The sequence below is a fragment of the Nostoc flagelliforme FACHB-838 genome, from assembly GCF_014698065.1.
Lineage (GTDB): Bacteria > Cyanobacteriota > Cyanobacteriia > Cyanobacteriales > Nostocaceae > Nostoc > Nostoc flagelliforme_B.
The window spans coordinates 65886-87680 of record NZ_JACJSI010000024.1 but is presented as its reverse complement, the minus strand read 5'-3'; the positions used below and the strand labels follow the sequence as shown (position 1 = coordinate 87680).

Genomic DNA, 21795 nt, shown 5'->3' with positions numbered 1-21795 from the left:
TGAACAAAATTGAGCGATGTTGGTCATGGTTGAAGAGTCGAATTCGTCAACAACTTATTCAATTTGACTGTATCAGGGATGCTATGGAATATGTACTTCGCCTAGCGTCCTAACCGCCTTGTCTGTTGCTATAGCTGGACAAAAATATTTACAGTCATTGTACAATACGGTTCAGTTAAGAAGAATAGTAGGTTGGGTTGAGCGGCAGCGAAACCCAACAAAGCCTTGATAATGTTGGGTTTCGTTCCTCAACCCAACCTACGCCAGTTTTAGTTTCTAGACTTAACTGAACCGTATTGAGTCATTGCGTACTCCTTTAGAGAACCCGTTGGCGCAACCTCTCATAGAGAATGTGTTATGTAGCAGATTAACTGCTTTTAAAAAGTTAGATCTGAGCAATTATAAAATTTTAAAATATGCCAAAATGGCAACCAGCTTTTTATTAACCAAGTTAAATTATATGAAGATAAACGACTTCAAGGGTTTTGTTGTCAGGGGCTACCACGTATGCAAATTCCTTTTGTAAAACACTATTTACCAAGTGATTTACAAAAACAAAAAACTATCTATATCAATTATTTGCAGAGTATTTTTCCCAGCAAATAAATAGCAATAATTAAGTTTGGCATTTGCTGCAACAGGAATATTAAATGCGTATGGGCGTTGTTGTTGAAGTACGCATTAGCCCCCAAATAACGGGCAACGTCTGTATACATTCCTGTTCACTTCAGCAGCAAATGGCAGAGTGGGAGTTTGAAAGCTAACGGATATGCTTCCTCCCACTCTCTTTTTATCAAAACAGAATTCTGGCTTCTGAATTATTCTTTAAAAATTAGTATCTTGTAAAAATTCAATAATCGCTGCATTCAGCACCTTAGAAGCACCGCTAGAGGCATCATGACGACAGTTAGATAAAATCTGTAATTTGGAATTAGGGATACACTGATGCAATTTTTCACCATGACTAGTAGGAAACCAACTATCTTGCTCACCCCACAAAACTAGTGTAGGACACTTAATTGCACTCAGTTTATTTTGAATCTTAGTGAGCATATTTGGCTTATTTGCTTGCCAATTTTCAATTTCTCGCGCGGCGATTTGTAATTCTTCGGCAACTTTTGCGATCGTACCAGGCAATTCAGTAAACGGGTAAGTTATCCAATAAATATCTTCCTGTGTCAAGATTGAGGGATCGAATAATACCCTACGTCTTTCTATTGCCATAACTTCTCTAAATAAAGGTGCAAACAGATATGTTAGACGTAAAGAGTCAATTGTTTGCATTATTTCTAGTGGCATTTGGGCAAGTAAGAACATAGACCAATGAGGTAGTTGTTCGGCAAAAACAGGTACATTTACTACTACAAGCCGCCCGATTAATTGCGGATTCTCTTGAGCAAGAGCCAGGGCAACTAATCCCCCCAGAGATTCTGCCACAATCACTGCGGGTTCATCACATAATGCCTGAATAATTCTTTTAAACTCAATCACTTGATGACCATTATGTTCTCTACGAGACAATGGTTTTTCGGAAAAACCAAAACCTTTGGCATCAAAACAAATTACCCGATAATATTTAGATAATGGCTCTACACTGTGACGCCAATTGTAGCTCCAACTCCCCATACCATGTAATAAAATTAGCGGCTTACCTTCACCTTTTTCACCATAAGCAATTTGTACAGGATAGCCTTTAACATCAGTAATAACTACACTTTGCCGCCCTTTAGGGAAAGTAGCTTGCCACCAATCTTTCATTCTTTTATCAATAAACAATTTAACCAGTTTTGTGAGTTTAAGTTGCATAGCAACTTATAAGCAGCAAGCCTTGTAGCTCTTGTCTTTATCCCCGTTATAAAACTTAATTACGAATTAGGAATTATTTTAACCACCTGTTAAGGCGTTCCATAAAATTCTAATTAGTATCACGGGCAATGCTACTAAAACAATAGATATTAGCAACAATCCAACTAAAACGGCAAAGATAAACCACCTGTCTGCACTCTTTTGCTCACTGGGAAACTTTAAGTACTCTTCTAATAGTTTGATATTATTAGTGTTAGCTCTCCAGGCAAAATCAAAAAAGTCTCCCAAAACGGGGACAGCGCCTACCAAACCATCAATAATCACATTCAAAACCATTTTACCCAAAGTGGCTCTAGATACACCTAGCCGTGCAGCTTCTAGGATAATGTAGCTAGAAAACATTATTCCCAAAAAATCACCACCAATCGGTATGAGTCCTAAAATTGGATCTAAACCAAAACCAATTTTTGTGCCAGGAATGGTAATAACATTATCGAGCAGCCGACTTAACTGGCGCAGGCGCTTCAACGTGGGTGCTTTAATATCAGGTTCAATCATTGAAAATCCAGAAGGAGAATCAGGCATGAAAGCGATCGCTAACTTTGTATTGAATCGTTAGATATTCTACTCCCCAACTGAGCTTTTGCAATAAATTTCTCAGGGATTTACTATTTAATATTTTTCTCTAGATGTCGACTGCGCTTTTAAGCGCATATCTTCGCCGACAGTCACGTTCAATTGATCGCCGATTAACATAACAGCAGCGCTCATTGACAGCCAGAGCATTAAAACTATCACAGCCCCTACAGCACCATATACTTTATTATAATTGCCAAAATTCGCCACATACATCCGAAATAGGCCAGATAATATTGCCCAAAAAACAGCTGCTAAAATTGCTCCAGGCATCATTGGTGTGCCTGAGTTCCACTGGCTTGGCCCATAGCGATAGACAAAGCTAAAGGCGGCAGCAACAATACTTAAAGCTAAAGGCCAGCGTAACAACTGCCAAAGATGCAACAAGAAGATCAAAGAGCCATTTTGGTTCACTACCATTGCCAATAGCCAATCACTAATAAACACTAAGAAAGAAGCCAACATCAAAAGCAACATAGTACCGACTGTTAATCCTAGAGAGACGAGTTTGGCTTTCCAAAAGGGGCGTATATTTTCTGAAGGAATTAGATGGATTTGGTCGAGGGCTGTCATAGCCGTATTCACCGCCCCAGAAGCAGTCCAAATTGCTAATACAAAGCTTAGAGAAAACAAACCACTGTTTTTGGAGTTGGTAATTTCTGTAGTGGCAAAATCACGAATTAGATCCAGGGCTTCTTCAGGTAGGACTTGGCTCAGTTGCACCGCCAGTTGATTAAAGGTGTTTTGTAAAGATTCTGCTAATAAGCCAATGGCTGTGAGGATAGCAAGAATTGCTGGAAACAGCGATAGTATCGCATTGTAGGCGATTTCCGAAGCAAGTCCCAAAAGTCGCCTTTCCATTGTCCTAGCAAAAGTTTTTTTGAGCGTGTGCCAATTGAGGTGGCGAAAGAAGCGGAAAAAGCGAGGCTTTGGCATGATTTAGAGTAAAAACTGGTTGGGTTTCTTAACTACTGTGCCAAATTTTGTGTAACGAGCGCATCTATCTTTTTACCGCAAAAATACTGAGTGGGATAGAGGACTTCCAGAGAATAAATTACCCAATTTATTCAAATGATATTTTTCTTTTCCCCCTGCTCCCCTGCCTACACAGCGATTGATTATTTTAATTGAAAGTACCTACTGGGGGTGAGTTCCTGTCTAATGACTCTTGACTAATGACCGTTGACTCTTGACCATTGACTAATGACTAATGACTATTAATTTATGAATCAAGATTTAACACAACAGTGGTTGACAGAAATCCAGCTACTCAAAGAGCAGATGGCGGGACTTCAGAGCGAGCGCGATGCGGCTTGGGAAAGCGCCCAAAAATGGCGTCAACTTTATAACACAGAAGCAGAACAACGCCGCACAGATGCCCAATTATCCCAACAGGCGATCGCATCCCTTAAGGCAGATTTGCATAAACTCCAAGGTTTTGAAATGGAGACACTGGCTGTTACACCAGTCACAGCTATCCAGCAAGAAATAGAACAACTAAAATCTGTGCAGGAATTGCAAGCTAAACTTATCGCTGTAATTAAAGAACGCGATCGCCTTTTACAAGCTTTGAAAACTGAGCAGGAAAACCACGCCCAAACCCGCAATAGCCTGACTACTGCCTTGGGCGATGCTATTGATAGCTTGACACGCGAACGAGCCGGGGCAGGGGAGAAGGGGAAGTAGGGAGTGGGGGCAGGGGGCAGGGGAGGCAGGGGAGGCAGGATAATAACCAATGCCCAATGCCCAATGCCCTAAAATCCCATTGCGTCGGCTACTGCGCCCAATTCTGCTGCAATACCCTGTTTAAATTGACTGTAATTGTGTTTGATTGCTGTATCTGGGTCTTTCAGACCATTGCCTGTGAGGACACAAACTACTGTTGCCCCTGTGGGAACTTGATCTTTCACCTGTAACAACCCAGCTACAGAAGCGGCGCTAGCAGGTTCGCAGAAGATACCCTCTGATGATGCTAAAAGTCGATAAGCGTCGAGAATTTCGGCATCGGTAACGGCGTGGAAATTTCCCTGACTGGCGGTTTGCGCTGCGATCGCTAAATCCCAACTAGCAGGGTTGCCAATGCGAATTGCTGTCGCTAGGGTTTCGGGATGCGCCACTGGCTGACCATGTACTAAGGGGGCTGCACCTGCGGCTTGGAATCCCATCATTCGGGGTAAGCGATCGCACTTTCTGGCTTGATGATATTGACAAAAACCCATCCAATATGCTGTGATATTTCCGGCATTGCCTACGGGAATACATAACCAGTCTGGCGCATCACCCAGCGCATCGACAATTTCAAAGGCTGCTGTTTTCTGCCCTTCTAGGCGGTAGGGATTGACCGAATTCACCAAAGTGATCGGATAGCTTTCGGCCATCTCGCGGACAATTTCTAGGGCTTGGTCAAAATTACCTTTAATCGCCAATACTTCTGCCCCATATAGCAACGCTTGAGCTAATTTGCCCAGTGCTACATAACCGTCGGGAATCAGTACAAAGGCATTCATGCCCCCACGCCTTGCATAAGCGGCAGCGGCAGCTGAGGTATTGCCCGTGCTGGCACAAATTACTGCTTTAGCCCCTGCTTCCTTCGCCTTGGAAATTGCCATAGTCATCCCTCGGTCTTTGAAGCTGCCGGTGGGATTGAGACCGTCGTATTTTACAAAAACCCGTACTTGTCTGCCAATGCGTTCTGCGATCGCTGGCACTGGTATTAGAGGCGTGTCGCCCTCCAATAGAGTGACAATCGGTGTTTCTTCGCTGACAGGCAAGTATTCCCGATAGGCTTCTATCAGTCCGGGCCAGGGTTGGCGATGAGATTTAGCAACAGACAGGCTCAAAGTCACAGTATTTAAAATTTCTTAATGTAAGGATTGGATATTTAGAAAGTGTGGGATCGGGACATGCAGAATGGCGAAGAGGAAGAAAGTCAATTTTTCGTTGCCAGTTACCAGTTCAAAGTTCCCTAACCCCAAAGAATCTTATTAAGAATATTATTTTTTGTGGTGCAGGCGTTTCACTTGCTATTTTTATTTAGAACGTTACTTTATCATAAACCGCCACGGCGACCTTCGGTTTAACAAATTACCTAGAGTTACTTGAAAAGTATTTGGCTGTGAATTTAGGTATTTATTGATAAATTCGGGAACTATTTGTGTATTTTTCCACTTTATTCGCTTCCATTACTAAAGGAAAACACGCAATATTTGCCTCTTTAATTGGTAGGCCTCCACTTCCCTTCTCTACGAGAAACTACGGCAATCGCAAGTGCTTCGCCCTACGTGTTTTCATAATTTAGCCTAATTCTTGATAAAGTCTACATATAATTTCTTACGTAAATTCCCCAAAAACAGCAATAATAATTTGTACAACCATAATTGACAGGTTATAAATTAACTGTTCCTAAGTACCGTACAGTGGAAGCAAGCTTGACAGACTTGGGAGAATATTTTTTGGAACACAGCTATTACGATGATCGTCTTTTATGATTGAGACTAAAATCCATTAGAGTAATTGATTGAAAATATACAATAATTTAATAAAGCTTAAAATAGCATTATTATAATATTTCTAATGGTGTGAGTTAAGTTGTGGATTTAATTAGCGATGCCTACTTATTTATCTAGTGTTTCCGATCGCGAGTCCCAGGCCGCCTGGGTGAGCAAGTTAACCAAGTCTTATTATCAAGACGATCAACAAGCTAAATTGATGCATTTACAAGCAGAGGTAGACTCCTTGTTGCAGCAGTTGGAAAACCTGAAGAACCAACGTATAGCAGAAACTAACCAAAAAGAATAAATCAATCTTGATAGATAGCGATATCTACGACGGGCTACGCCTACGCTTTTGCCCTCTGGATTCTAAATTTGAGTCAGGGACGTACTATTCAAAGCGCTGATTTTTCGTTGACCAGCGCTTCAAGCTGTAGTTATGAGCGTTTTCTACTAATAAAGCTAAGGATTGCACATCTGAAAGCTTGGCGATCGCAGATAGTCTTTGTGAGTAATTTCCTGTAAAATCAGTGTAAATTACTTCATTGCTATCAGACAAAATTATAGTTCGGTCACGGCGTTTCTCTGGGTTTTCACCGGAATTTTCCGGGGTAGACTGATTTAAAGATACTATTGCTGCTGGTGAGATAGTCAGTATTATTTCTGGTTGAGCGTTATTTGTTAAATCAATCACTTGAACCGGCCAATCACCTAACTTTTCCTGCATCTGCTCAAAGCTAGGAATAGCGCCACCCTGAACTTCACGAGATTTCTGCAAAGATTGCCACACACTCGATAGTATTACCTTTACTCTTTGGGGATTTTGTTGATGCAGTTGTCGGAGAGTAATGGGAGATGGTTGCACCCATTCCAGTGCTGCATTTGTCAAGGTTAAAGGCTTGGGTTGAAGAGCATTGTTTTGATTCTCTGGAATTTTTGGGCCAGCAGCTAAAAGGCGTAAAACTTTACCCCGTAGTTGCACCGCTTTGATAGCGGCTATAGTAATTTGTTGTTCTCCATTTGGCAACCAGACCACAATCTGGATTTCTGGGTCAGAAGTGATTCCCAAAGTTTTCCATAAAAATTTGGCGGTGTCAATTTTAGGTAAGTTGAAATTCTCAAAGGGGGAATTTAGCCAGCGTTTCCCATCATGAAATGCACTCACCTCCACCTGATACTAAACTTGATTATCTGTGAGTTGCAAATCTGCTGAAGAATTTGGTTGCAGCCACTCGGTATTGGTAACTTGAGTGATTGGTTGCACTGTACCAACAATCTGACTAGGGTGAGTAAAGGATATTTGCGACTTTGTACCTTCACCATTAAGTCTTGCTAACAGACCTTGAATATAGGCAAGATTATCTTTTGTAATTTTTGGTTGCGCCCTTAACCAGGAATTAGTATGTTCTTTTCCTTGCTGAACTTTTGAAATCAAGGCAAACCAAGCTTGCACCTCTCGTCTATTAGGGTTCACCCGCAACGCCTCTGCTGTGCGATTCCACAACCGTTTTTCATCAGCTTTGAGTAGGGTAGCAATTTCTTGGGCATTATGTGGCGATGCTTCAAACACCTGTAATGCTTTTCCCCAACGACCATCAATCAAATCTGCCAGGACTTCTTGACTAGGACTTGCCCAAGTTTTCTCGGCTTGGGTTTTAGTAAGTTGGGAATGGAAGCGAATCAAATCCATTTGGGCTTGCGCCGCCTCTGTCCAAATTCCTTTGCGCTGTTTTTTAATGAACTTTAACCATTCAAAGGCTGGTGTCCACAGTCCACTACGCGCAATTGATAGGGCGTTTTGATATGCAGAATCCTTGAGGGCTGATGATTTAAGGGTAATCGCCTCCAATTGAATTGGTTTAAGGAATAACTTCAGAGGCTTAACTTGGTAAACCTGTAAGTGCGGTTCTAAACCTATACTTTGATCAACAACTAACTCTTTTGTACCATCACCAGTTACCTGCTGCCATTTGGGTAATTGTCCATTAGGACTAGTCCAAGACAACATTTGTAGTAAATTCGTGCGTTCTGGATTGTAGTATACAACTTGACCATAGGTGATAGCACCAGTTCCTTGTTGGCGTTTACCCCGTAAATCAAACCAAACCCCCGGAGATGGTGTGCCACCTTCAAAGCGTTGCACTTCAGTTAAAGGTAGGGAAATACTGACATCGGGTTCTGATGTCTCATCACGCAAGGGAGAAATCACAAAGGATTCTTCTAGTCCAGTTACAGGTAATTGAGTTGCTAGATAGTAATAATTTTCTGACTGAGATTTAAACTCTAACTCCTCTGATAGCTGGTAAACCCTAAGTTCCACAAGTTCTTCACAATCAGATTGACAATTAGCACGCTGTTGAAAAACTGGCAATAAAAATGAGTTTTTCGCATTTTGATTTAAAGGCAGAGTTTCCCCAAATATTTGGTTTTTTCGACTCAAATCTAATTGAATTTGTTTGAGAGTTTGGGGGCGTTCATGATTACCAAGGGGGATTTGTGCCCATGCAGGTAAAATTTTATTTAGCCAGCTTACTTGATCTGGATTGAAGATGAAGAGAACACTAATCCAGGCAAAAGCCGTAATTAGACTAGCACTACTTAAGAGAATTGCGATCGCTAGCATTGATGACAACCAACTCCCCCGTTTTAGCTTTTTCTGGGGTTTTTTAGCGACACGTTTCATGCCACCAGCACGAGGTTGATTTAGTTTCGAGCCTTTTGGTGTGAGCTTGCGTGAGCGATTTGCCATAGATTGGGAACTGGGGATTAGGAATTAGGGATTGAGAATTAGAGATTGGGATTGGGGATTAGGGATTAGGGATTGAGAAAACTCTTTTCTAGTCCCCAGTACCCAGTACTTAGTGCCCAGACCCAATATCCAATACCCTGTTATACTCGCCCTTTCAGAAGTTGCCCAGAAGGATTGAGTCTAATTTGGAACAAAATCCGTAAATGTGCCCATGTAAATACTAGATAATCGCGGATACACTCTTCGCTTAAGTATGTGAGCAGAGTGTAAAAAGTTGAAAGGTATACTTATTAGCCGCAGTCATCGCCAAACCTGGATGCTTGCATGGTTACTAATTGCGGGGGTAAATGGAGTTGCACAAAAAGCACTAGCACAAGAGTACATAAATACAGAAATTACTCAGCAGTTAGGAGTTAAGGGCGATAATATTATTCCCTCATCCCTCTCCCTAGAAGAACCGATGGCGCAAGTTACATCGGTTTCTCAACTCAAAGACGTACAACCCAACGATTGGGCATTCCAAGCATTGCAGTCTTTGGTAGAACGCTATGGTTGTATAGCTGGCTATCCAGATAGCAGCTATCGTGGTAATCGCGCCTTAACTCGGTATGAATTTGCTGCGGGTGTGAATGCTTGTTTGGATAGAGTCAACGAATTAATTACTACAGCCACCAGCGATTTAGCCACCCGCGAAGATTTAGCAATATTACAAAAATTGCAGTCAGAATTTGCCCCAGAATTAGCAACTTTGCGGGGTCGTGTCGATAATTTAGAAGCCAAAACTACCGAAATCGAAGCCAATCAATTCTCAACCACAACCAAACTCAGTGGACTACTGATAGTTGGCATTCAAGGACGGACTAAAAATCGTGGTGATGTTAATCCTAGAGATGGACAAAAAGATACAGATGATGCAGGGACAAACACTAATGTCCTATCACTGGCGCAACTGTATTTAACTAGCCAAATTACTCCTACTAGTTACTTGTTTACAGGTCTTATAGATGGTAAAGGAAAAACTACACCTAGATTTACCAATAGTGTTTCCCGAAATGATGTTTTACTTGGCTACGAATTTCCTACAGATAGCTTAATTGTAAGTGACCTCAATTTTCATTGGTTGGTGACAAATAACTTCGCAGTAATGGTGGGAACAGAAGGCGTAAGTATGCCAGCTGCTTTCCGAGGCCCTAATCGGGTAGAAAGTGCTGCAACCGGGCCGTTGTCTTATTTTGCCCAAAGAAACCCAATTTTAAATATGGGATACGGTCACGGCGGTATAGCTATTGATTGGCAATTTGCTAAACGCGCTAGTTTGCAGGCAATTTATACTAGTTATCTACCAGGAAACCCTGGTAAAAATAGCGGTTTATTTGATGGAACCACTACTACAGGTGTCCAATTGCTGCTGACACCAACTGATACTCTAGATTTAAGTTTGTATTACGTTAACAATTACTCCACCGATGGTTGTTTACTAACCTTTGTTGGTGATGAATGCTTAACTGCGGTTAATACCACTACCGGGAAATCAGCACCTCTGCAAACCAACGCCATAGGTGCGACTGTAACTTGGCAAATTTCTCCCTACATTAGTGCAGGTGCATGGGGTGGTTATACTAAATCTTATATTCCTGGGCAATCGGGACATGTAGAGACGACAAATTATATGGTGTTTCTGAATTTCCCCGATTTATTTGCTAGAGGAAATTTAGGGGGAATTTATGTCGGTCAACCTCCTAAAATCACCAGTAGCGACTTACCGATAGGGAATAATGTCCCTGATTTTGTAAATACTGGTTTAAGACGTGCAGGTGGACAACCAGGAACAACTACTCAAATTGAGGCATTTTATCGTTTTCAACTAACAGATAATATCAGCATTACACCAGGATTAATTCATATTTTACAGCCTGGTAATACACCAGATAGTGACTCAGTTACCGTCGGCATTCTGCGAAGTACTTTTAGTTTTTAACTCAACTTTCACATAAATATTATGTAACTTAAGTATTAACAGATGCTTATACCCAATACGCTTGGGTTAAGAATAATTGTAGGTTGGGTTGAACGGAGTGAAACCCAACAAAGGCTGGAAAATAGACTTCTTGCATAAGTCCGGAAAAGGGAAAGGAGGAAGGGAGAAAAGGTTCTGTATTGTCCTTTTACCCTTTTCCCCCTCTTGCAAAAAGCACTTTTATAAGAGGTCTAATGTTGGGTTTCGTTCCTCAACCCAACCTACAAATATTACAAGTGTTTAACCGAAACTGATATTACTTGCAAACTGCTGTATGTAAAAAAAGGTTTGGCTCACCGCCAAACCTCTATATAAATCCAGTGCATAACAACATCCCGCATATAATTTACCTATTATTATATGTATAGGGCATCTTCCTATAGGGTGTATGCAAATATTCTGGAACCTGATGTTTTATTTTTTCAATATAACCCAATACCTAAAATCTAAAATTAATCAGCCATAGGCTAGAGGCGAATAGCACAGAGTTTGTCGGCGTGTGATATATTATGTCAAAATCGCCCCACCCATCAACCGCTCATACCGATATTTCAACTCTTCTTTCATCAAATACCAACGCTCTAAAGTTGCATCCATCTCTATTATTTTCTCTGCTGCTTGTCGTGCCAAAAGTAAAACTTCCTCATCTTCGACCAAACTCGCTAAGGTAAAATCTGGCACTCCAGATTGGCGGGTTCCCAGTACTTGCCCTGGGCCGCGAAAACGCATATCCATTTCGGAGATGAAAAAACCATCCTGAGATTGTTCCAATACCTTCAACCGTTGTTGAGCATCAGGATTCCTAGAACTGCTCATCAACAGACAGTAAGACTGAGCTGCGCCACGACCAACACGCCCCCGCAGTTGGTGCAGTTGTGATAAGCCAAACCGCTCTGCATTTTCAATGAGCATCACTGTAGCATTGGGTACGTCCACACCCACCTCAACAACTGTAGTAGAAACCAAAATCTGCGTTTGGTTATCGCGGAATTTAGTAATTGCTTCATCCTTATCGGCTGAACTCATGCGACCGTGTAGTAGCCCTACTTGGAAATCGGGAAAAACGCTTTCTTGTAGCTTTTGATGCTCTTCTGTTGCCGATCGCAGATCCAGTTTTTCTGATTCTTCTACCAGGGGTAAAACCACATAAACTTGTCTACCTTGGGCAATTTCTCGGCGGATCAGATCGTAAGCATGGTTGCGTTGCTGTCCTGACAATACTGTTGTCTGAATCTTTTGCCGTCCTGGTGGTAACTCATCAATCTGGCTTACATCCAAATCCCCGTGTATCGTCAGTGCTAAGGTTCTGGGAATCGGGGTAGCTGTCATAGTTAACACATGGGGTTGCTCACCTTTTTGCTGCAAACGCGCCCGTTGTTCTACGCCAAAGCGATGCTGTTCATCTATTACCACCAATCCCAGCTGATGGAAGTTTACGGGGTCTTGAATCAAGGCATGGGTTCCCACTAACAAGGGTAATTCACCAGTTCCTAACTGAGAATGTATTTGTCTTCGTTTAGCAGTTTTAGTGGAACCTGTCAGTAATTCCACTGGTAAATGCAAAAGGTTAAACCAACTAACCAACTTGCGATAATGTTGTTCTGCCAAAACTTCTGTGGGAGCCATCAGTGCTGCTTGGTAGCCAGATTGAATTGCTGCAAGGATAGCTAACACGGCGACAACCGTTTTACCAGAACCGACATCGCCTTGCACCAAACGATTCATTGGCACAGGTTTTTGCAAATCGTTGAGGATGTCGTTGAGAACTCGTTGCTGTGCGCCAGTAAGTTGAAAAGGTAGTATTTCGTGGAATTTCTCTACAAGTTGACCGCGTGGGACAAGGATGGCGCTGGTTTGAATCGCTCTTGCTTGCTGTTGACGTTGCAGTAAACCAAGTTGTAGGTAGAAAAATTCATCAAAGACTAGGCGACGGCGGGCAACTTGTAGGGCGGCGCTATCACTGGGAAAATGGATATTAGCGATCGCATCTTTCAATTCCATCAAACCATATTTCTGTCGTAAACCACTTGGCAGAGGGTCTTTCAAATTAGCCGCAGCAGGCAAAGCAGTAATTACCGCCTGTCGCACTGTGTTCGCCACCACGCCCTCAGTCAGTCCATAAATTGGCACCACCCGCCCAATATTCAGCGACTCAATCGAATCTCCTGGATTTGCCAAAACCTCTAGTTCTGGATTATCCAGTGTCAAGCCGTATTTACTTTCTTTCACCAACCCACAGGCCGCCAAAATGCTACCTACTGCATAACGGCGTTTTAAACTTTCTTGCCAAGCCCGACTGCTAAAGCGCGTACCTGCGTAAAAACGACCAATTTTAATTTGACCACTATTATCTTTTACTACCAGTTCTAAAATTGATAATTTCTGATTTTTAGGGCTAGTAAAGCAGTTGCAACGCTTCACTGTAGCTACTATTGTCACAGTCTCACCCGCCTGTAACTCGCGGATATTTACCTGACGCGCATAATCAATGTGGTCACGAGGATAGTAGAAAAGCAAGTCACGGACGGTATGTAAACCAAGCCGTGCCAAATTATCAGCTTTTTTAAAACCTATTTCTGGTAAATCACTGAGCTTTTGCTCAATTTTCGGTGCAAGTCTCCGACTCACCTCAGTAACAATTGGAGATTTTGGATTTTGAGTTTTGGATTTATAAGTTCTCCCTTGCTCCTCTGCTCCTCTGCTCCCCTGCTCCCCCTGCTCCTCCTTCCGCTGCTCCTCTTGCTGTAATTGCGAAAGATACCTGCGAGTCTCTGCTACTAAATGTTGTCTTTCTTCCAGTGCTAAATGTGGATAACTAGCAAATTGCACCGCTAATCCTTGCCAACGGCGGCGTTCAGTTTGGGGTAAGCCTGTTGGGAATTTGCCCAAAGTGAGGCTTAGAAATTCACTGAAACGGTATTGTCTGCCCATCAAGTCTGTAAAGCCACGTTCAGCTTCTATTGCCAAGGCTTTGTGCAATCGTATCCAATCTGGTTTTTCATTAATCATTGGTCATTAGTCATTAGTCATTGATCATTGGTCATTTGACTTTGGACAAAGGACATAGAGCTGCCAAAGGCAACCCGCAGGTAGGACAAATGACTAATCCTCAAACCAACTAGCACGCCATGCAGCTTCAGCTTCAGCAATTGCCTTTTCTTGATGTCTCTTTTGATACTCTCGTCCTAGCTTGTTTAGTTTAACTAAAGTACTGCGGATTTGCCTACGCTCAGACGAGAGAGTTACATCAGCAAATTCAATTTCTCCTAGCCGCAGGTTAATAGCCATAATTTGTGTCAGCCTAGAATCTTCTGACTGCTGCTCATTTTCAATTTCAATTACTAAGTTTAATAAATTGGGTGGCCCTGGCATTACCTCAGCAGATGCTTCTGATGCCGCAGCCGCGGCTGCTAAAATCGGTTCTGGTAATTTTTTGGGTAATACCCCAGCTTTTTGTAATAGAACATTAGCATCATGCGAAAGTTTTTTCAGTATCTCTTGCGTGACCTCTTCTAAGTTCTGTTGCCATTTTGCCAACTCTATAGGATTAGAGGTGTCGGCAGTCAGAGGCAGAGAATTAGAGGTGTCCAGAAATACCGAAGATGAAGAGGATGTTACTTCCCCATCTCCTTCATCCCCGTCATCCCCCTCATCTCCCTCATCTCCCTCATCTCCCTCATCTCCCTCATCTCTCTCATCCTCTTCATCTCCTCCTGCTTCTTCACTTTCAATGCAAACGAGCAACTCTTGCGCTGCCAGTTGGCCCAACTTGCGGATGGCTTGTTGCAATTGTTGGCGCTGATTCAATGACAAATGCAGAAAGTTTTCGGGATATCCTTGGGTACAGAGGTGGTAACTTGCGAGAATCAACTGTTTTCGTACAGCTAGCCCCAAGGTGGCTAGATAACTAGCATAAGCGTTTTCTAGTTCTACTGCGATCGCGCGTATCGCTTCTTTCAGCGCTAAAATATCACGTTCAATTCGCTCGATTGCTCTTGCCATATCTTTTCGTTCTTGTCCATGTGAACTATTACATAGTACAAATGTACGAATTTATTTTAGGATAATTTTACAGAGGATTTTAGATTTTAAATTAAATGCAAATATCTTGCGTCTCTATTAAATAAAATACAGGTCAGGCGATTTGCTTGACCTGTTTGGTAAAGAATCATTAGTCATTAGTCATTTGTCCTTGGTAAACACTAAAGACTAAACTGACTAATGACTAAGTATTACTTGCTGCCCATTTGTGCAGCAACTTCATCAGCAAAGCTAATTTCTTGCTTTTCAATGCCTTCGCCCAGTATATAACGGACAAAGCGAGTCACTTGAATGTCTCCGCCTAATTGAGCCTTCGCTTGCTTCAAAAGGTCTTCCACGGAAATACCTTGATCGCGAATGTAAGGCTGATCGAGCAAAGCCAATTCTTTCAGGCGTTTTTCAATCCGTCCCTGAACAATCTTTTCTTTGATGTTATCTGGCTTGTTCGCCAAATCGTCCTTGCCCATTTCAATGTCTTTTTCCTTTTGGGCAATTTCGCTAGGGATTTGATCTACGCTCACATACTCGACATTTGGGCAAGCCGCAACTTGCATTGCAGTGTTACGTGCCAAGGTTTGAAACTCTGGATTAGCAGCCACTGATTCACTTGGTGAACCCAGTTCTACCAATACACCAACTCGACCACCAGTGTGAATGTAGCTGTCTACTACACCTTGTTCGCCTTCTGCTATGGGAAAGCTGACAAAGCGACGAACTTGAATATTTTCACCAAGGGTAGCAATGGTTTGCTTGATGAATTCTTCTACAGTCACGCTTTCATTATCAATATAATGTTGAGCCAACAAAGACTCAACATTATCAGCAGTCGCTGCTTGCTTTGCTAGATTCTTAACAAGAGCTTTAAAAGCTTCGTTACGAGCAACAAAGTCGGTTTGGCAGTTGACTTCTATGAGTACTCCCACTCGACCACCGGGCTGAATGTAAGTATCCACTAAACCTTCTGCCGCAATGCGATCGCTTTTCTTCCCCGCCGAAGCGATGCCCTTCTTCCGTAGCCAGTCTACGGCTTCTTCTATGTTGCCATCAGTCTCTTGTAGCGCCTTTTTGCAGTCCATCATGCCAGCACCAGTTTTTTGGCGTAGCTCTTGGACGAGTTTTGCAGATATTTCCGCCATGTTGCCTCAATTCCTAACTTGACCTCGAGTTGTAATCGCTCACGGGTGTTGAGTATTTCTATCTTACTCAGGGCTGGGGGAGAAAAAATAATGAAGTTATAAGGTATGAGTTTTTTTCGCCTCTACCTTTGCCTACCTTATGCCGCAGGCGAGGGCGGATTATTGCGATTTTGCAAACAACCGCCCTCTGCTGCACACTTACTTCACCCCGGCTTTGCTTATTCCTCTGTTTCCTCGTCGGGAATTACGGCATCAGTATATTCGGTTTCTTCGTAGTCATCGTCATACTCACTACCGTCGTAATCTTCGTAATCTTCTTCAGCATCTAGCTGACCGTGACGACCTTCATAAATGGCATCCGCCAATTTTCCGACTATCAGCTTGATTGACCTGATAGCATCGTCGTTGGCTGGGATGGGGATATCTACTACATCTGGGTCACAGTTTGTATCCAGCATAGACACAATCGGAATATTCAGCTTTTGGCATTCTTGAACTGCGTTATATTCCCGCCGTTGGTCTACAATTACCACGATATCGGGCACTTTCCGCATTGTTTTAATGCCGCCTAAGTATTTCTGAAGCTTCGTCATTTCCCGACGTAGCATTGATGCTTCTTTTTTCGGTAACAAATCTAGTGCGCCAGTTTCTTCACGGCGTTCTAAATCTTTTAGGCGGTCTACCCGTGTTTTGATGGTTGCCCAGTTGGTCAACATTCCACCCAACCAGCGTTGGTTAATGTAGTGGGAACCACAACGGCTGGCTTCTTGGGCAATAATTCCAGCTGCTTGGCGTTTGGTGCCGACGAAAAGAAATTTCTTTCCTTGTTCTGCGTGCGATCGCATATAGTTGTAAGCATTATCCATCAACTGGGCAGTTTGCACCAAGTCGATAATATGCACACCATTGCGGGAAGTATAAATGTAAGGAGACATTTTTGGGTTCCAACGCCGGGTCTGATGCCCAAAGTGAACCCCTGACTCCATCATTTGAGCCAATGAAACTACTGGCATATATTTTTCAACTCCGATTCGGGTTAAACCTCCATCCAAGTGTATTTCCCAACTGGGAAACACCCGAATTCTTAGATGTGCGAGATTAGTTAACCATACTAGGTTAGCATATTCCGAAGAGTTGTAGTTGCTTGACTGAGTGAGGGCAAGAAAATAGCGCTGCCCACTCAACAATTGAACAACGCTATGCTTGTTACTGATAAAAATCTTGCTGTTTTCAAGTCTATTGACGGTCTTCTTGATCCTTGGGCTGAGATTTTTGTCGCCGTTGTTCAATCTGATCGTCGATAGTTTCTCTCATTTTCCGATCAGCAGCATCCATCGCAGAATACTTAAAGCGGTTGATTATGCCACTGAAGAAGTTGCTAAAGAATCTTTCAATTTCTTGCATAATTTAATACCTCGGTATTTAAAGGTAAATTCTTGACTTTACATTTGTCTGGGAATTTCTAGTAGAAGTGGTAAATAAAACCCTAACCTGTTCTCGAAGTATCTGTTAGTCTCTTAGCGTTTCTAAGTGCTTAGGCGGTTTATTTATCCTTTGTTTGATTCAGTTTTGCTTGTGAATGACTGTATAAAACAGTCTCATCAATTCAATCAGTATTGTTGAGACTTTCTAGGTTTAAACGCTATAGACATTATTTATTGTATTCTGTCTAAGGTAATAAATGTAGCAAAGACATAAGTAACAAATTGTTTACTTGGCATTGGGCTGAGATATAACCAAAAACCTCCAAGATGATCTACAAAGGCTTGATTTTCTGTTGTAAATCAGTAGGGGCACAAGGCCTTGCGCCCCTACCGCGTGGTCTATTTACCTGAAAATAGCTCTAAATCAGGGGTGAAAAACTCAGATATAGCAAATTTTCGAACTGTTTTGCAGAAAATTACATATATATCGGTTTCATATATGGTCTAAAATACTATTTATACCTCGTTCCTGGGCTGCTGCCTGGGAATGTAATACTTGGAGGTCAAACTGGGAGGCAGAGCCTCCCACAATAGCATTACAAGGCAGAACTTTGTAACGAGAAGTAATCCACATTTGGTTATGTCTGTCAATGCGCAAGTCCTAGTTTTCTTCCTTTTGCCTCCTGCCTTTGTTTATAAATTTTTCTGGAACTAAAATATTAAAAATCAAAAAGCACTGAAGAGTAAGCAAGTAGACATCATTTAACTAGATTATGCGATCGCAAGTTTAATTAACTAAAATTAAGCAATCTCAACAATTGGAATTGCTCACCTTTGACTCGATATGAATTGTTTTGTTTATTTCTTATTAACTTTCTTAAAATGAAAATTTAACAATGCTAAGATAGCGCGATTTGCTGAATACTTTCTATGTTAATTTGTATTATTTTGCTCTCAGCCTTTAGATAGACCCTTTAGTGACTTATACCAAACTTTTTGATTGACATCGGCATATTTTTGGTTTTATAAATAACTAATTGAGTTTATGTTATATTAATAAATAGAAGTATAAAAATATCAACCCTTTATTTATTACAACTTTTTTTAGAAAATACACTTTTTGACATTCGGATTAGATTCTTAATTTTTCTCCTTATGCCGCGAGTTGCCTTTTCTAAGGAGGCCCACATTCAAGAGAATCCCAATGTAATTAGACAAAAATACCCCTGCACAACCAGCGAATAAGCTACTCGCATCTCTTCCAGCCAGTGATTATGAGCGTCTTGTTCCCCACCTAAAGCTAGTTTCGCTTTCCCTTCGGCAAGTCCTTTACGAAGCAGGCGAACCGATCACACAGGTCTATTTTCCTATTAAGGCAGTGGTTTCTATAATCACCGTAATGGAAGATGGCTCAAGTGTGGAAGCTGGTTTAGTAAGTAATGAAGGCATGGTGGGTATCCCGGTAATTTTAGGAGATAACACTACAACCACAACAGCATTTGTGCAGATTGCAGACAGTGCCATGCAGATAGATGCAAATATACTCAAAAGTGAGTTTGATCGAGGTACAGCCCTTCAAAGCTTGCTGCTGCGCTATGTGCAAGGCGTATACACTCAAATAGCACAAGGTTCTGCCTGCAATCGGCTTCATAAATTAGAGGGGCGGCTGGCTCGGTGGTTGCTAACTGTTTCTGACCGTCTGGAATCAGAGGAGTTTCCACTCACGCAAGAATTTATTTCACAGATGCTGGGTGTACGTCGTGCTGGTGTCACTGAAGCAGCTAACATCTTGAGCCAAGCCGGAATGATCACCTACCACCGTGGCCAGATTAAGATTTTGAATGGGAAGGCTTTAGAAAACACTGCTTGCGAATGTTATCAGGTTATAGAAAACGAATTTGCTCGTTTATTAAGCAATCAGCCTAATAAACGGCAAAAATAGTTTTATTTAAGCTTCTTTGTACGAAACCGCACAGACTCAAACAAGTCTGTTGATTTAAACTTTTTTAGCTTGTCCACATCTTTCTTTAGAGAATAAACCTTTTGACATTAGGATCAGAAAGCTAAATCCTTTCCTTATGCCCTGAGTTAGCTTTTCTAAAGTCACCTACTTTTAGGAGAGTGACTTCTAATGTCATTAGATAAAAACCTTTTTCAGCAACCACCGAATAAGCTGCTTGCAGCTTTGCCAGCCAGCGATTACGAACGTCTTGTTCCCCATTTAAAGCTAGTTTCGCTCCCAGTTCAGCAAATCCTTTACCATGCAGGCGAACCCATCACACACGTCTATTTTCCTGATAAGTCAGTGGTTTCTATAGTCACTACTATGGAAGATGGCTCAACGGCTGAAGTTGGAATAGTAAGCAATGAAGGTATGGTGGGTATCCCGGTAATTTTAGGAGACAACACTACAACTACAACATCATTTGTGCAGATTAAGGGCACTGGTATGCAGATGAATGCAGATATACTCAAAGCCGAGTTCAATCGGGGTGGAGCTATTCAAACCCTGCTGTTGTGCTACGTGCAAGCTGTATACTCTGAGTTGGCGCAAGGAGCTGCCTGCAACCGTCTCCATACACTAGAGGAACGGCTGGCTCGCTGGCTACTGACAGTCTCTGACCGCTTGGAATCAGAAGATTATCCACTCACGCAAGAATTTATCTCACAGATGCTAGGTGTACGTCGTTCTGGTGTGACAGTAGCGGCTAGCACCCTTAGCCGAGCCGGAATGATCACCTACCAACGTGGTCATATTCGCATCGTCAACCGAGAAGATTTGGAAGCAACTTCCTGCGAGTGTTATCAAGTTATACAAAAGGAATTTGCTCGGTTACTGGGCAAAAAGCCCAGTAACCGAGCCAAAAAAATTTTTTGAGTATGTGTACGAAACCGAACAGACTCGCAAAAGTCACTTGATTTAAAGTATATTGAGCAAATTTCTCTTTTGATGTTCAGTGAGCGAAAACACTCTTAAGCCGCAAGTAAATAAATTACTTGCGGCTTTGCCAGCCAGTGATTATGAGCGTCTTATTCCGCACCTGAAGTTAGTTTCGCTTCCCACTCGGAAAGTCATTTACGAACCAGGAGAACCCATCACACACGTCTATTTTCCCCAACACGCAGTAGTTTCTATAGTCACTAGTCACTATTATGGAAGATGGTTCGACGGTGGAAGTGGGAATAGTTAGCAATGAAGGCATGGTGGGTATCCCAATAATATTAGGAGGCAACACAACAACTACAAAAGCGTTTGTTCAAGTGTCGGGTGCGGGAATGCAAATGGATGCAGATGTCCTTAGAGCTGAGTTCAATCGGGGCGGAGCTATTCAAAACCTACTGGTGCGCTATGTACGAGCTATATATACCGAACTTACACAATCATGTGCCTGCAACCGTCTTCATACATTAGAGGAACGACTGGCTCGTTGGCTCCTCACAGTTTCTGATCGTCTGGAATCAGAAAGTTTTCCGCTAACACAAGAATTTATCGCCCAGATGCTCGGTGTACGGCGTTCTGGTGTGACAGTGGCGGCTAGCGCCCTCAGCCGAGCCGGAATGATTCGCTATCAGCGTGGTCAAATTAGCATTCTGAACCGAGAAGATTTGGAAGCAACTTCCTGTGAGTGTTATCAAGTCATCCAAAAGGAATTTACTCGATTACTAGGGAATCAGTCAAGACGCGTAGGCGTAGCCCGTCGTAGACATCGCCGATGAATTATTTTATTAACTAAGTCGGCATAGTTAAAGCAAACTATCTGAAGAAAATTAAATAAGGCTCAAACCCTTTTTACCTCTGCTCTCTGCTCCCTGCTCCCTGCCCTGCCTTATCGTTACAATAATTATTTAAGCCAAATACTTATGTTCGGAACCGGACAGACGCTTGCTAATTAGTTGCTTTAATATTTGTAATGTATGCATCAAATAGTATTTACAAATAAGTGCCTGATGATGTAATTGCTACTCCAAGTATCTAAGTTACAGAGCAGTGAGAATAATGTCTAATCAATCGATGTCTTTTAAAGGTCTACGATTGCTCGTTGTTGATGACGACGCTGATACCAGAACATTGCTTACTTTCCTGTTTGGATTAGATGGAGCAGAGGTAATCACAGCTGGTTCAGCAGACGAAGCTCTTAAAATCATGTCATTTTTTAGACCAGACATCCTAATTAGTGACATTTGCTTACCCGATGAAGATGGCTACTCACTACTGTTGAAGATCAGAAATCTGGAAGCAAAGCGAGGGAGAAAGATTCCAGCTATTGCTCTGACAGCATCTACTTTCGACGAACACCGGAAAAGTGCCCTATTAGCAGGTTATGACATATACCGATGCAAGCCGATAGACATAGACGAGTTATCTGCTACGGTTGCTAGTTTAGCTGAACTCGAACAATACGCTTGAAATATTTGAATGGAACAAAAGAGAAATCAGTAAGTAAGAAAGCTATAAGCTAAATTTTATTTATTTTAAAAATGGGATGTCTACGAC

General features: G+C 42.1%; 18 protein-coding genes and 2 pseudogenes. 8 read left to right on the top strand and 12 right to left on the bottom strand.

Going from position 1 to position 21795, the window contains the following annotated elements; translation table 11 throughout:
• Nucleotides 1–113 (top strand): annotated as a pseudogene (locus H6G97_RS52450) (IS630 family transposase); the annotation flags it as partial.
• 712 nt (nt 114–825) lie between these two features.
• Here the strand turns inward: H6G97_RS52450 and H6G97_RS14685 are convergent.
• From H6G97_RS14685 to H6G97_RS14675, 3 genes are all read right to left on the bottom strand, one after another.
• Nucleotides 826–1758, bottom strand: a complete 933-nt coding sequence (locus H6G97_RS14685; protein ID WP_190941345.1) for an alpha/beta fold hydrolase — start codon at nt 1756–1758, stop codon at nt 826–828.
• Between the two features lie 126 nt (nt 1759–1884).
• Nucleotides 1885–2391 carry a DUF4112 domain-containing protein gene (locus tag H6G97_RS14680; protein WP_190941336.1) on the bottom strand — a complete coding sequence of 169 codons (507 nt, stop codon included), beginning with the start codon at nt 2389–2391 and terminating at the stop codon, nt 1885–1887.
• 87 nt (nt 2392–2478) lie between these two features.
• On the bottom strand, nt 2479–3378 hold the full coding sequence (locus H6G97_RS14675; protein WP_190941334.1) for a YihY/virulence factor BrkB family protein: 900 nt from the start codon (nt 3376–3378) through the stop codon (nt 2479–2481).
• 288 nt (nt 3379–3666) lie between these two features.
• Here H6G97_RS14675 and H6G97_RS14670 point away from each other — a divergent pair, with 288 nt between their 5' ends.
• The gene (locus H6G97_RS14670) at nt 3667–4128 is read left to right on the top strand and encodes a hypothetical protein (protein WP_190941332.1); all 462 of its coding nucleotides are present in this window, start codon (nt 3667–3669) and stop codon (nt 4126–4128) included.
• Nucleotides 4129–4196: 68 nt separating this feature from the next.
• On the opposite strand, the gene thrC is transcribed toward H6G97_RS14670, so the two are convergent.
• Complete coding sequence (gene thrC, locus H6G97_RS14665) at nt 4197–5288, bottom strand: threonine synthase (RefSeq protein WP_190941331.1); 1092 nt, start codon at nt 5286–5288, stop codon at nt 4197–4199.
• A 760-nt stretch (nt 5289–6048) separates the two neighbouring features.
• On the opposite strand from thrC, the gene H6G97_RS14660 reads away from it, so the two are divergent.
• Nucleotides 6049–6240, top strand: a complete 192-nt coding sequence (locus H6G97_RS14660; protein ID WP_190941329.1) for a hypothetical protein — start codon at nt 6049–6051, stop codon at nt 6238–6240.
• A gap of 84 nt (nt 6241–6324) precedes the next feature.
• On the opposite strand, the gene H6G97_RS55375 is transcribed toward H6G97_RS14660, so the two are convergent.
• Nucleotides 6325–7098, bottom strand: coding sequence for a hypothetical protein (locus H6G97_RS55375; RefSeq protein WP_338421711.1), 774 nt, complete (start codon nt 7096–7098; stop codon nt 6325–6327).
• A 12-nt stretch (nt 7099–7110) separates the two neighbouring features.
• Nucleotides 7111–8682, bottom strand: coding sequence for a hypothetical protein (locus tag H6G97_RS14655; RefSeq protein ID WP_338421710.1), 1572 nt, complete (start codon nt 8680–8682; stop codon nt 7111–7113).
• Nucleotides 8683–8998: 316 nt separating this feature from the next.
• Here H6G97_RS14655 and H6G97_RS14650 point away from each other — a divergent pair, with 316 nt between their 5' ends.
• On the top strand, nt 8999–10660 hold the full coding sequence (locus H6G97_RS14650) for an iron uptake porin (protein WP_190941343.1): 1662 nt from the start codon (nt 8999–9001) through the stop codon (nt 10658–10660).
• A 546-nt stretch (nt 10661–11206) separates the two neighbouring features.
• Here the strand turns inward: H6G97_RS14650 and recG are convergent.
• The 6 genes from recG to H6G97_RS14620 form a co-directional block, all read right to left on the bottom strand.
• On the bottom strand, nt 11207–13708 hold the full coding sequence (gene recG / locus H6G97_RS14645; protein ID WP_190941327.1) for an ATP-dependent DNA helicase RecG: 2502 nt from the start codon (nt 13706–13708) through the stop codon (nt 11207–11209).
• Nucleotides 13709–13801: 93 nt separating this feature from the next.
• Nucleotides 13802–14701 (bottom strand): hypothetical protein, encoded by a 900-nt coding sequence (locus H6G97_RS14640; RefSeq protein WP_190941325.1) that lies wholly within the window; start codon nt 14699–14701, stop codon nt 13802–13804.
• A 230-nt stretch (nt 14702–14931) separates the two neighbouring features.
• On the bottom strand, nt 14932–15876 hold the full coding sequence (gene tsf, locus H6G97_RS14635; RefSeq protein ID WP_190941323.1) for a translation elongation factor Ts: 945 nt from the start codon (nt 15874–15876) through the stop codon (nt 14932–14934).
• A gap of 218 nt (nt 15877–16094) precedes the next feature.
• On the bottom strand, nt 16095–16889 hold the full coding sequence (rpsB, locus tag H6G97_RS14630) for a 30S ribosomal protein S2 (protein WP_190941341.1): 795 nt from the start codon (nt 16887–16889) through the stop codon (nt 16095–16097).
• A gap of 223 nt (nt 16890–17112) precedes the next feature.
• A complete protein-coding gene (locus tag H6G97_RS14625) occupies nt 17113–17280 on the bottom strand; it encodes a hypothetical protein (RefSeq protein ID WP_190941321.1) in 168 nt (55 codons plus the stop codon).
• 513 nt (nt 17281–17793) lie between these two features.
• Nucleotides 17794–17934: a hypothetical protein gene (locus H6G97_RS14620; RefSeq protein WP_190941319.1), complete on the bottom strand. Its 141-nt coding sequence runs from the start codon at nt 17932–17934 to the stop codon at nt 17794–17796.
• 603 nt (nt 17935–18537) lie between these two features.
• Here H6G97_RS14620 and H6G97_RS14615 point away from each other — a divergent pair.
• The 4 genes and pseudogenes from H6G97_RS14615 to H6G97_RS14600 form a co-directional block, all read left to right on the top strand.
• Nucleotides 18538–19242, top strand: a pseudogene (locus H6G97_RS14615) (Crp/Fnr family transcriptional regulator); the annotation flags it as partial.
• Between the two features lie 189 nt (nt 19243–19431).
• Complete coding sequence (locus H6G97_RS14610; RefSeq protein ID WP_190941318.1) at nt 19432–20178, top strand: Crp/Fnr family transcriptional regulator; 747 nt, start codon at nt 19432–19434, stop codon at nt 20176–20178.
• Nucleotides 20179–20453: 275 nt separating this feature from the next.
• Nucleotides 20454–21017, top strand: a complete 564-nt coding sequence (locus H6G97_RS14605; RefSeq protein ID WP_338421709.1) for a Crp/Fnr family transcriptional regulator — start codon at nt 20454–20456, stop codon at nt 21015–21017.
• Nucleotides 21018–21297: 280 nt separating this feature from the next.
• Nucleotides 21298–21708: a response regulator gene (locus H6G97_RS14600; RefSeq protein WP_190941316.1), complete on the top strand. Its 411-nt coding sequence runs from the start codon at nt 21298–21300 to the stop codon at nt 21706–21708.
• Nucleotides 21709–21795: the final 87 nt, after the last annotated feature.